Below are 11,960 nucleotides of genomic sequence, written 5' to 3' on the forward strand. Positions count from 1 at the left end.
CACCGTTATCATTCTCCGGCGAAAGGGTTTGGTATCCGTAACCGCGCACGCTCTGATCGCCACCGCCAAAGAAACGCAACGAAGGCGGCACGTCCTCAAACTGGTTAGTCGCTACGCCCCCGAACTGGAAACGGGTCAGAAAACGATGCTTTCCGGCAAGTGTAAACAAGCCTTTGGCGAGCGCGTTCACATGCAGGATATCCACACTGGAGAGAGCCGCCCTGTGGGCGCCGCTTACATCAATCTGCAGTCGATAGCCCCGAGACGGATCCAGAGGTGAGTCTGCGTGCAGCTTGGAATAGGCCACTCCCGGCAACAGCAGCGTACTTGTGCCTTTTTCGTCGTCGCCGATATTGAAACGTTCGCCTTCCCAACGCACGGATAAAACCTGCAACCAGCCATCATCCAACTGGTGCTGCCACTGCTGCCCCAACGTCAACAGCTCCGACTTTACGTTCTCTATATCTTCGCGCTGATAACCTGCCGTGAGACGAAACGAGTCTGTCATGGGCGGATCCAGCGGCAACTCGTACCAAGTACTCAGACTCTGACGCAGCCCGGAAAGTTCCGTTTCGGCACCGCGTTTATGCCCCATCGGATTGACCCAGTGTTCACGCCAGGTACCCCGAAAGCGCGGCCCGACATCTGTGGAAAAACCCAGGCCCGTCGCGATGGAACGGGGATCTCTGCGAGTGACCGCAACGCGCACGGGAATCTCGCCATTTTCCGCGTTTCCCGGCACTGCGTCGATATCCACGCCCGAGAAATAACCGCTGCCCAGAAGATCGCTGTTCAGCTTGGCGATTTCGTCTGCATGGTACGGCTCTCCCGGCTCAAAGGTGACAAATTCGTGCAGAAGACGAGTCTCGAACCAGTGCCCCTCTTCAAACGTCACCTCGCCCAACCGATATCTATCACCGCTATCGAACGCCAGATCAATATCGGCTTCCAGGGCTTTGGGATCAACCTCGAGCGTGTGGGTAGCAAGCTGGCCATCAAAGTAGCCGCGCCGTTGGGCCCGGGTCCGCAGGGTGTTTTTGAGGTTGGTGTAGTCACCGTGGTTCAGAACATCGCCTTTTGCAGGATGAATGGGCAGGTCGTCGGTAAAGCGCGAATCAGAGGCTGCAGCGCCCCGGATATCAACGGTTCGGGAGTTGATCCGCACCGGATCGCCTGGAGTGATGTTTAAAATCAACCGTGCGGGTTTTTCGGATTCACCCTCTTCTACCTGCCAATCCACAACCGGGCTGTAATAGCCCAGGGCCCGCAATGCCTTGCTGGCCTGGCTGGACGCTGTTGATGCGTACCGCCGCAGGTTACTGGCACTGCGGCCCTCCACCTTGCCAATGAACGCTTCGGCGTTTTCCTGAAGCCCGGGATAGTCACCTTTGACACGAACCTCAACCTGACTGGCAAACGCCGGGAAAGACCACAAAAAAAGCAGCAGGCTTAGTAGCCGGATTCGGCCCGATTTCAAAATATTATCCAGTAATAGCATCCGGCTGTTTCAGTGTTGGTCGTGATGAAAATGATGAGAGTGACGAGAGTGGCAATAGTGATAACAGTCATCATCGCTCAAGCGTGAGAGTTTCGTATCAACCGGTCAAGTTAATCTGCGCTCTCGGCGAGTCGTCGGCCAGGCCCAAATACGCTAACCTGTCGATATTACTGACATGGCTATTACACCACAGAGAACGGGCACCCGCGAATGCTGAAGATTAACCGCAAGAACCTGAAGTCGAGCCACCAGCTCATCTGGCTTATTATCGACTTCTTGATGCTGGGCCTTTTGATGATCAATCTCGCGTTCATTATCGGCGACTCCATTTATAACTTCGTTGCTGTCGAAAACCTCCTGAAAGAGCATCTACCGACGCTGCAGGCTGCATACAACCCGATACACGAGAACTTCATCTTCTACGATTTGTTGTTCGTTGCGGTTTTCCTGACCGAGTTTTTCATCCGCTGGGGCTATTCAGTCAAGGCCAAAGTATACGATCGCTGGTACTTCTATCCCTTCATACACTGGTACGACGCGGTTGGTTGTATCCCTGTGGGCAGCCTGCGATTCTTACGGGTTCTGCGGGTTATCTCCATTGTGTATCGCCTGCACCAATACAAGATAATCGACGTTACCAGCACCGGAATTTACCGCTTTATCAATTTTTACTACGAAGCCTTCATGGAAGAGCTTTCTGATCGCATTGTCGCGAAAGTTCTGAGCGGCATTCAGTACGAGATAAAATTGGGCTCTCCATTGTTCGAGAAAATCCAGAACGAGATACTGTATCCGCGGCGCCAGATGCTGGCCGGTTGGATTTCACAACGCGTCGCAAAGGCGGCCCAAGAGAGCTACATACCTAATAGGGGGGTGCTGAGAATTTACCTTGAAGAACGGGTTGATCATGCACTGGAACAGAACGTCGAACTGTCGCGGCTTAAATATCTGCCCGTCGTGGGGTCGACTATTAAAGAAACTCTTGAAGAGGCTGTTGGCGATATTGTGGCGAACGTTATCCAGCAAATTCTGGAAGACCTGGCCTCCGCCTCAAACCACGGCTTTATTGAAGATATAGTGAACACCTTTATTAGCAGCCCGGGCGACTCGGGATCAGCCAAAGCCAAAAACGACGCGTTGATCGCGCTGATCAACGAAATCATTGAAGCCATGAAAGGCCAGGTCAAAGTAAAACGCTGGCGAGAGCAGCTACCTTAGCCGCGGTTACGCCATCTCTCCCCGCCACAAAAGCAAGCCGTTCCCACTCTCTGGTTTCTGCGTCATTCATAAGACTCCTTGTGCGCTATCCGGTTCATCTCAATGGTTGATGCAACATCGCCGGCGTGCGTTCATGCTCTACAATACCAACCCTGACAAGAAAATCACCAAAACGCTCCTGAGCATTGCGTTCCTGCTGGTAAGCGTGGAACAACGGCCTCAGTTCCTTCAGAACGGTTTCCGTATCAATATTTTCCCTATACAGCCGGTTCATGCGCTGGCCTGAAAAATCCGCACCCAGATACAGGTTGTATTTGCCAGGCGCCTTGCCTGTCAGCGCTATCTCACCCAGATACGGCCGGGCACAGCCATTTGGGCAACCGGTAATGCGCAGATTGATCGCGTCTGGCTCCAACCCTTCTTCCGCCATGGTGTGTTCCACACGGGTGACAAACTCGGGCAAGAAGCGCTCGGCTTCCGCCATCGCCAGACCGCAGGTGGGAAAAGCAACACAGGCCATAGAGTTCTGGCGTAGCGGCGAGCTGCGATTTCCCGCATCCAGTTTGTATTCTTCTACGATGGCATCAACCGCCGCCTTTTGCTTGGGCGGTACGTTGGCGATAATCAGGTTCTGATTACAGGTAATGCGAAAACTGCCGCCGTGAACTTCAGCAATTTTGCGCAGGGCCGTTCGTAACAAACCGTTTTCGGTATCCGCCACCCGGCCGGTAGGAATAAGAAGCGTCAGATGCTGATTGCCATCCTCACCTTCAACCCAACCAAACCGGTCGCCGTTGCGGCTCAGGCTGAATGAACGCGGCTTCTCAAAGGCCTGCCCGTGGTATTCCTCAAAGCGTTCCCGGAACCAGTCCATGCCATGGTCGTCAATGGTGTACTTGAAGCGGGCATGAGCGCGATTGGTGCGATCGCCAAAGTCTCGCTGAATGGCACAGATGGACTCGCAGGCATCCACAATCTGCTCTTTTGGCACATAGCCCGCCATAGTAGCCAGGCGTGGATAAGTGGCCGGGTCGCCGTAGGTCAGCCCCATGCCGCCGCCAACCACCACGTTGAAGCCGCGAATCTGGCTGTCTTCCACAATGGCAATCAGGCCAATGTCGTTGGCGAATACGTCGCAGTCGTTCTCCGGAGGTACCGCCAGCGCAATTTTGAACTTGCGAGGCAGATACTTTTGCCCGTAGAAGGGTTCCTCTTCTTCACCCAGCTTTTCAACGCACTCTTCCCCAAGCCAGATCTCCGCATACGCGGCAGAACGCCAGCGCAAACGCTCACTGATCGTCAGAGATAACTCGTGAATTTCGCCGTGCAACTGCGACTGATGAGGGTTCACGTTGCTGATCACGTTACGGTTCACATCTCCGCAGGCTCCGCGACTGTCCAGGCCCAGGGCGTGTATCTTTTGCATGAACGGCTGCATTTGTTCCTTGAACACACCATGGAACTGGAACGTTTGGCGCGTGGTCAGGCGCAGCGTGGAATTGGCACACTCATCGGCAATCCGGTCCAGCCCCAACCACTGGTCTGCCGTCAGCACGCCGCCCGGCAAACGTAGGCGCACCATAAACTGGTAAAGCGGCTCAAGTTTCTGACGCCGGCGCTCATCCCGCACTTCCCGGTCATCCTGCTGGTAGGAGCCGTGGAACTTGGTGAGTTTGGTATCGTCCTCCGACAAAGCGCCGGTGGTGCGGTCAGCCAATCCTTCCAGAATGGTTCCACGGAGGTAATTGCTTTCGCGCTTGATCACTTCGGCTTCAGGCAGTTTCTCACTCATCAGTACACATCCCGCTGGTAACGTTTGTCCCGGTTTAGCTGGCGCAGGTAATCCTCGGCCTGCTCCTGATTCAGTCCACCCTGCTTACTGGCAATGCCCAGCAACGCCTGGTGCACATCCGGTGCCATTTTGTCAGCATCGCCGCACACGTACAGGCTGGCGCCACGTTGCAACCAGGCCCAAACCTCCGCACTGTTCTCTTCCAGGCAATGCTGAACATATCGCTTTTCAGTCTGATCCCGTGAGAAAGCCACGTCCAGCCGTGTCAGCAAACCATCACGGCGCCACTTAAGCCATTCCGACTGATAGAGAAAGTCACTGCGAAACCGACGATCCCCGAAAAACAGCCAGTTATCGCCCTCGGCTTGTCGCTCTTCCCGCTCCTGCAAAAATGCACGAAACGGCGCAACGCCGGTGCCCGGGCCAATCATGATCACCGGTGCCGTATCTTCAGGCAGGGCAAATTTCTTGTTCGGATCAATATAAACCCGAACCTTGTCCCCTTCACTCATCCGGTCAGACAACCAGCCAGACGCAACACCTTGGCGATCCCGGCCATGGCTTGAGTAGCGCACCGCTGCCACGGTTATGTGCACCTCGTCGTCCACCGCCGCCTGGCTGGAACTGATCGAATACAGCCTGGGAGGAAGCTTACGCAGCACGTTCACTAACTCCTGTGGTGCCAGGGTTGCAACCGGCCAGGCCTGGATGAGATCAAGAACGTCGCGCCCTTCCGTCCAGGCCTTCAGCTCGCGGCTGTCAGCTACCATCGCTTTCAGGACATTGTCCTCTGCAAGGTCTGCCCAGTGTTTCATCAGAGGAGGGGTCAGCAGTGTGATCTCACGGTAAAACGCCAACGCGTCCCGCAACGAGATGTCGCGTTCGTCGGCAGACACAACCTGATCACCATCAAACCCGAGCGTTTCCAACAGTTCGCTGACCAGAACCGGGCTGTTCTGCGGGTAAATGCCCAAGGCGTCGCCTGGCTTGTAGGCGAGTCCGGAGTCTTCCAACGACAGCTCAATGTGTCGCACTTCTTTATCGGAACCCCGGCCGCTGAGCAGTTGGTTGGTCAGAATAACGGCTGCGTAAGGATTTTTGCGGTTGAAGGCCGAGGTTGGTGCCTGCTCTGCGGCTGCCGTATTGGCGGCCGCGGGCTGATTGGCACCGGCTTCCACGGCAATGGTTTCCAGCACACGGTTAATCCAGTCTTCGGCAAGGTCTTCGTAATCGACATCGCAATCGACCCGTTCGGCCAGAGCCGTGGCTCCCAGAGTCGCAAGCTTACTGTCAAAATCCTGGCCGGTTTTGCAAAAATGCTCGTAGCTGGAATCGCCCAGCGAAAGAACGCTGTAACGAAGGCCTTCTAATTTGGGGGCCTTTTTGCCGTTGATAAATTCATGGAAATCCAGCGCGTTGTCGGGCGGATCGCCCTCACCCTGCGTTGACGTCAGCACCGCCAGGTACTGCTCTTTCTTAAGTTGCTTAGGCTTGTAGTCCGCCATGTCGACTACCTTGGCAGACACGCCTTTGTCTGCAGCACGAGCCGCCAGTTGCTGTGCCAGCTCTTCGGCGTTACCAGTTTGCGAACCAAACAGAATCGTCAGTTCAGCGGCAGCAGAAGTGGGAGCCGTCGCGGTGTGGGCATCCGCATTAGCGGAACCCCCTGCGCATTTGCCGGCGAGAAAACCCGCAAGCCAGAAAAGCTGCCCTTCATTCATACCGGAAAGAAGCTCTCCCAAACGTGCTTGCTGATCCCCGGAAAGCGGAGACGAGTTCAGATCTGTCGTCATTTTGGATGATCCGTGTGGGCTGTAAAAAAGTTGGTTTCGCACCAAACATGAGTGAAACCTGCCGACACTGTATGAACCCCATAATGAACGATAAAATGGAATACTTAGGACAAATAAATCGAGGAAATCGATATATAGACTAACTCACTGATTTTAAATTATATTAACGATATTCTTAATTATTCTATGAGAAATGATATTAATCATTTCATGGAATAACAGAATCATTCTAAGCTGGGAGTCCTCATTCTTATCCTCGACAGCGCTATAAAGGAATCTTTTAAATGTCCCAGAGTGCCTCCTCTAATACCCATCAGGTGGTTGTTATCGGATCACACTGACAGACGGTCGGGAGATTGGTTACGACGTTCTGGTCGTTACACCGGGGCGCCTTGTTCAGCGTTCCGTATTTTGAATCGGTTGCCCGCGCACAAACCCCAAAGCTGAGCGGCAATCCTCGTCTTGCATTCCGGGAACCAAAAAGCGCCTAATGAAAGCTGGTTCCCGGAAGAGCGAGCAATCAACCTATGGATTACCATACCTACCGCGAAAAGCTGCAACACCAGTTCCCCGAGCCCGTATTAGCGTTTGAGCCCAGTGAATACGAAGCGCGGCTGGCCTCCGTTCGTCAGCAGATGGCTAAAGCCGGTCTTGACCTGCTGTTGCTGACCGACGCCGGGGAGCTGTGCTATCTGACCGGATATACGACCTTCGAGGTCTCGGTTCAATGCGTGCTGTTGGTCGCCACTGACCGAACCGTGCTGTTCGTGCCCGCTATCGAAATGGGCCCTGCCGTGTACCTGAGCCGGGTTGACGACGTTATCGGCTATCCGTGGCAGGCTCCCGAAACGGTCGCAAGCGAATTGGCTGCCCAGATACAACGTACAGCGGGCACCTCGACGCCGCGGATCGGCTTCAATCCCTGGGCGGGTTCCTTGCGGCCAGGGCTGCTTTCGGCACTCAGAATCACGTTGAATTCAGCTACGTTTATTGATTTCGGCACATTAATTGACCGTGTTCGCCTGGTTAAATCACCCGCCGAACTGATCTACCTTGCCGAGAGCGCCGCCATCACCAGCGCCGGCCTGGACGCGGCGGCGACGGTGATACGAGCGGGCGTGGTGGATCATGAAATCGCCCGGGCAGGCGCCAGTGCCATGCTGGGCGCTGGCAGCGAATTTATGAGTATGCAACCGATTGTGACGACGGGCGCGCGCAGCGGCATCATTCATACCAATCATTCCGGTCACAAGGTTGCACGTGGCGATGTGGTGTTCACTGAGCTAGGCGCCGTTCGCCGGCGCTACACCGCGCCCATGATGCGCACCGCCGTGGTCGGTGAGGCTTCGGCTGAAATCCGTGAATTTCACAGGATCTGCCTTGACGTTCTGAACGCGGTGATGTCTGCCGCGCGAGCCGGCTCAACCTTCGCCTCGGCTGCCCGCGCAGGCGAGGCCGCACTGGCACCTATCGTTGACCGCGCCTTTTTCTCAGGCGTATTCGGCTATCCGGTGGGCGCAACGTTTCCGCCATCCTGGGTCGCCGGCTCAATGTTCATAGCCACAGATAACGAGGCCGTTCTGGAGGAGAACATGGTGTTTCATCTTCCCATTTGCCTGCGCAAACCGGGCGAGTTTGGCGTCGGCTTTAGTGAAACGGTACGCATTACGCCCACAGGGGCCGAGAGAATCACGACGAATACGCTATCCCTCGACGAAAAAACAGCCTAGTCAGTCTTCGCCGGCAATGGTCTTTTCCAAGGCCTCAACGTTATAAACGATGAGGCCCAGCTCCGGCCGATACCCGTGAATTTCCTTGACGTCCAGCGCCTGCAGGAAATGCAGGATTTCCTCACTGATCACCTGACCCGGCACCAAAACGGGGAAACCCGGGGGGTACGGGATCACAAAACTGGCTGACACCACATCACGCCCCTTAGCCATCTGTTTCTGCAGCTCACCATTATCAAAGCGCAGATACTCGGTATTTTCTTCGTCATAACTGAGGAAGTAGGCCCGGCGAATGTCGCCTTCGGGACTGTCCAGGTTGGGTTTGAACGCATCGTGGAAGCGGCTGAAGTCCGGCAGGGGCGGCAAGTCCTCGGTCAGGGATTTAACCTTGTTTTCAATAATCTTGCGTTCCGGCCGGCTGCTTTCCTCCCAACGCCGGTCAAAGCCCTTGGCCAGCTTGATCAGCACATCCAACAGATAGGCGATCGAACCACGAGTGGTTCCGATATTCGTCATGAACAGCACGGTGTTGCGGGACGTCTTGTTGATCTGGATCCCGAACTGGTTCATCAGGTATTCGTTCTTGAAGGTGTCACCATCGATGCCGGATTTGCCGATGGCCATGGTGATTCTGCTGGGATCGACCACGAACTCGTCATGTGCCCAAGCCTCTTCCATTTTGTTCCAGCCGCTACTGGGGTCATAGAACGTATCGACACCGGATTGACGATACTCCAGCGGAATCATGTCCTTGTTGACCAACACCTGGAAATATTTTTTCAACAACGGGTTCGTATAGAGTTGTTCGCGCAGGGTCAGTGCCGCCTCAACCTGGGCGTGAACCAGCTCGAAGCCTTCCATTTCGGCCTGCATTCGCCCCACGTCCAGGGATGCCACAATCTGGTAGTTAGGCGAAGTGGACGTGTGAGTCATGTAGGCTTCGTGGAAAGAGGATTCCACTTTCTGACGGTAATCCTGATCATAAACATGGATCATCGACCCTTGGCGCAGAGATGTCAGTGTCTTGTGGGTCGAATGAGTTGCATAAGCCCGAACCCGCACAGCGTCAGGGTCCGGCATCAAGCGATTGTGCAACCAGGTGGCGTCATCGTCCGGATCCAGCTTGTCGAATTCGGTTTTCCAGGCGTCGTATTCCACCTGATATTCGTCGCTGCGGTAGCGGTCCCGCAGTGTGCGGGCCGCATGCATGGCGGTGCGTGGCCGATAGGTCGGGTTAAAGGTGGCAAAGGCAAACCAGGCCTCATCCCAGAGGAACACCAGGTCAGGCTTGATGGCCAGGCACTCCTCCATCACTTGGCGCACGTTGTAGACCACGCCATCAAAGGTGCAATTCGTCAACAACAACATCTTGACCTTATGAAGCTGTCCGTTCCGTTTGAGATTGAGCAGCGCCTTCTTCATTTCACGTAATGGCACGGCGCCATACATGGAGTAGTCGTTAAGCGGGTAGGAGTCCAGGTACGCAACGTGGGCGCCCGACAGAACCATGCCGTAGTGATGGGATTTATGGCAGTCACGATCAACCAATACGATATCCCGCGGCTTGACCAGCGCCTGAACCACAATTTTGTTGGCGGTAGAGGTGCCGTTTGTCACAAAGAAGCTCTGACGTGAACCGAATGCCCGGGCGGCATACTCCTGAGCTTTCTTGATAGGGCCATAGGGCTGTAACAGTGAATCCAGCCCCCCGGACGTGGCCGACGTTTCCGCCAGGAAAATGTTGATACCGTAAAAGTCGATCATCTGCCCGGCCCAATGGGATCGGGTGACTGACTTGCCCCGGGAGATCGGCATGGCATGGAATACGCCGGTAGGTTTGCGGCTGTATTCGCGCAGGGCATCGAAGAACGGCGTGCGGTAGCGGTCTTCAATCGCCCGCATGAACGTGTGGTGTAGTTCGATGTAATCCGTTTCACGATGAAAAATGCGCTTGAAGTGGCGAATATCGCTACTCGCGGTCACTTCGACATCGCCGCTGGTCACCAGGAATTGGTCAATCTCCGGGCGGATCTCACCAATCATAGAACCCAGCAAAAGGCTGCGCTCGGCTTCGGTCTTGTTTTCCAGTTCTTTCTCAGAGAGACCTTCGAGATAATTTCGTAGGGCACTGAGGTTATACTTCGACTTGTAGGGGAATTCATAGCGGATCATGCAGGCCTGGATGTTGGGATTGACCAGAATTGCAATCAGCGCGTCTTCGAAGCTTCTGACCGTAACGATGTCATAGATAAACTTGTCTTCCGGGCGGCGCAAATTGTGGAACGCTTCACGGACCACTTCTTCCTCTTGCGACGACATCGCATCGACCATCAGCACTTCGAAATAAGGTTGGGCCGAGCTGTTGGAAGCCGGGTGGCCGCGCCGCAACTGCGCCAGAGCATCAATCGCCTCGAGATTTTCGGCGTCCGAATCATTTTCACTGAGATCGACGTTGCGGCGGCGGTAGGACTCACTGATCAGCGCCCGAACAAGACGCTTGACCACTTTCTCCAATTGAACGAAATCATGCCGGTTGTAGAGGGCCCAGAGATGCCGGAAATCCTCCTTGGACGGGAATGCGTGGTAATCCTCGATGATTTCAAGGCGGGTGAGCTTGATATCAATTGACTTGGCCAGGGGTTTCATTTCTCCCGCGTCGCCAATCTTGATAATACGGCCAAGATCCCGTTTCAGCGCGTTCCAGGTATCGGCTCGCAGTTGAGTGATCTTGTGATAAAAGGCCAAGGCTGTGTACGCGGTTTCTGTCTCTTTTATTATTTCGCTCATGATTTCACCTTTTGTCCCTGGGTTCTCAGACGGGATTTATGGCCAACCGCCAATGATCGGCAGCAAAGCGCAAATACTCATGTGCCTCCCCGGTCGCTACCCCGAGACTCTGGCACGAATGTCATAACGGATGTCCACGGACGTCTCTTCAAAATGGTCGAAAGACAGGTCCAATGATTTACCGCCGGGCCAATGGTACTGGGCGATTCCTTCGTTGGGATAATAAGCCGCAGTGTATATGGTGCCCAGACCGCGACGATAATCCGTTCGAAACAGGGGCGGCGCTGCAAAGGCTGCAATCAACCGCTCCTTCGTTGTGGCGGGATCACCGACCAGTATCGACAGCTGTCGCTCGCGGATCAGCGTTTCTGACGCCAGCGCATGGGCATACCATTCGATCCGCTTTTGATGGTTGGTTGCCACCGGTATTCGCTTGATCGACGCCGGACGGTCGGGCGCGATCATAGCGGTCACATACCGCTTGCGCGCATCCGTCACCGTAATGTTGTAGGCCATGTGCGTGGGCACCCGGGCCAGGACCTCTGCCGCTTCCGGCGTGGTGTCACAGAACTCGAGGATGTAGCGCAGGATAATGGGCGCGCCAAATCCGTCGCCCACCGCTTTGCGCCCACCAAAGGCTAATGAAACCGACAACCCGCTTTCGTTGATACCATCCAGCACACCCACAAGACAATCCGACATCGCAATAACCCGACGGCCATTCCAGCAGGTTGAAAGGATCGTGCCTTCGCAGAGTTCCGGCGGATAATCGTAGTTACGCACCAGTACGTTTGCCTGCGCGTCGGCAAATGCTGCCTGAGAGCAGCCGGTTATGTAGGCCGGCGGCCGATAGAGGCTGAGCAATCTCGACGACAGATCGCTGCCACCAGACAGGTCGCACAGTTGCCGATACGTGGGTATCAATTCGGGCATATGCCGGTTCAGCGCGTTATAGCAGGCCAGATAACTGGGCCGCTCGCGCTCTGTCTCCGACAGATACCAGCGTTCATAGGCCGGCCAGTGGAGATCAAACAGGCGCTGCCACTTTGGCCCTGGCTCCGGCTCATGCACTGTCTCAAAAATCAGCTGTTTTTGCATGGTATCGGAACCGCCCGGCACGGCCGATCGGATAGGGGCTTCCG

7 protein-coding genes are annotated in these 11,960 nt (G+C 55.1%); 2 read left to right on the forward strand and 5 right to left on the reverse strand.

Annotated elements, in window-relative coordinates; all coding sequences use genetic code 11:
- The coding region (locus tag ENI00_RS18165; protein ID WP_349740435.1) for an autotransporter assembly complex family protein at positions 1 to 1,477 on the reverse strand (1,477 nt) is incomplete at its 3' end.
- A 231-nt stretch (positions 1,478 to 1,708) separates the two neighbouring features.
- On the opposite strand from ENI00_RS18165, the gene ENI00_RS18170 reads away from it, so the two are divergent.
- Positions 1,709 to 2,716, forward strand: a complete 1,008-nt coding sequence (locus ENI00_RS18170) for a hypothetical protein (RefSeq protein WP_304105601.1) — start codon at positions 1,709 to 1,711, stop codon at positions 2,714 to 2,716.
- Positions 2,717 to 2,810: 94 nt separating this feature from the next.
- Here ENI00_RS18170 and ENI00_RS18175 read toward each other — a convergent pair whose 3' ends face one another.
- Positions 2,811 to 4,508: an NADPH-dependent assimilatory sulfite reductase hemoprotein subunit gene (locus ENI00_RS18175; protein WP_304105603.1), complete on the reverse strand. Its 1,698-nt coding sequence runs from the start codon at positions 4,506 to 4,508 to the stop codon at positions 2,811 to 2,813.
- The gene (locus ENI00_RS18180; protein ID WP_304105606.1) at positions 4,508 to 6,301 is read right to left on the reverse strand and encodes an assimilatory sulfite reductase (NADPH) flavoprotein subunit; all 1,794 of its coding nucleotides are present in this window, start codon (positions 6,299 to 6,301) and stop codon (positions 4,508 to 4,510) included. Before ENI00_RS18180 ends, ENI00_RS18175 begins: the two co-directional genes overlap by 1 nt.
- 527 nt (positions 6,302 to 6,828) lie before the next feature.
- Here ENI00_RS18180 and ENI00_RS18185 point away from each other — a divergent pair.
- Positions 6,829 to 8,031 (forward strand): M24 family metallopeptidase, encoded by a 1,203-nt coding sequence (locus ENI00_RS18185; RefSeq protein WP_304105609.1) that lies wholly within the window; start codon positions 6,829 to 6,831, stop codon positions 8,029 to 8,031.
- Here the strand turns inward: ENI00_RS18185 and ENI00_RS18190 are convergent, their stop codons facing one another.
- Both ENI00_RS18190 and ENI00_RS18195 read right to left on the reverse strand, forming a co-directional pair.
- The gene (locus ENI00_RS18190; protein ID WP_304105612.1) at positions 8,032 to 10,818 is read right to left on the reverse strand and encodes an aminotransferase class I/II-fold pyridoxal phosphate-dependent enzyme; all 2,787 of its coding nucleotides are present in this window, start codon (positions 10,816 to 10,818) and stop codon (positions 8,032 to 8,034) included.
- Between the two features lie 96 nt (positions 10,819 to 10,914).
- Positions 10,915 to 11,916 (reverse strand): C45 family peptidase, encoded by a 1,002-nt coding sequence (locus tag ENI00_RS18195; RefSeq protein WP_304105613.1) that lies wholly within the window; start codon positions 11,914 to 11,916, stop codon positions 10,915 to 10,917.
- Positions 11,917 to 11,960 lie beyond the last annotated feature (44 nt).

This window comes from Marinobacter antarcticus (genome assembly GCF_011049865.1).
Lineage (GTDB): Bacteria > Pseudomonadota > Gammaproteobacteria > Pseudomonadales > Oleiphilaceae > Marinobacter > Marinobacter antarcticus_A.

Excerpts from the sequence above, each read along its gene's own strand:
- ENI00_RS18170 (WP_304105601.1), top strand. The coding sequence starts at position 1,709 with ATGCTGAAGATTAACCGCAAGAACCTGAAGTCGAGCCACCAGCTCATC.
- ENI00_RS18175 (WP_304105603.1), bottom strand. The coding sequence starts at position 4,508 with ATGAGTGAGAAACTGCCTGAAGCCGAAGTGATCAAGCGCGAAAGCAAT.
- ENI00_RS18180 (WP_304105606.1), bottom strand. The coding sequence starts at position 6,301 with ATGACGACAGATCTGAACTCGTCTCCGCTTTCCGGGGATCAGCAAGCA.
- ENI00_RS18185 (WP_304105609.1), top strand. The coding sequence starts at position 6,829 with ATGGATTACCATACCTACCGCGAAAAGCTGCAACACCAGTTCCCCGAG.
- ENI00_RS18190 (WP_304105612.1), bottom strand. The coding sequence starts at position 10,818 with ATGAGCGAAATAATAAAAGAGACAGAAACCGCGTACACAGCCTTGGCC.
- ENI00_RS18195 (WP_304105613.1), bottom strand. The coding sequence starts at position 11,916 with ATGCAAAAACAGCTGATTTTTGAGACAGTGCATGAGCCGGAGCCAGGG.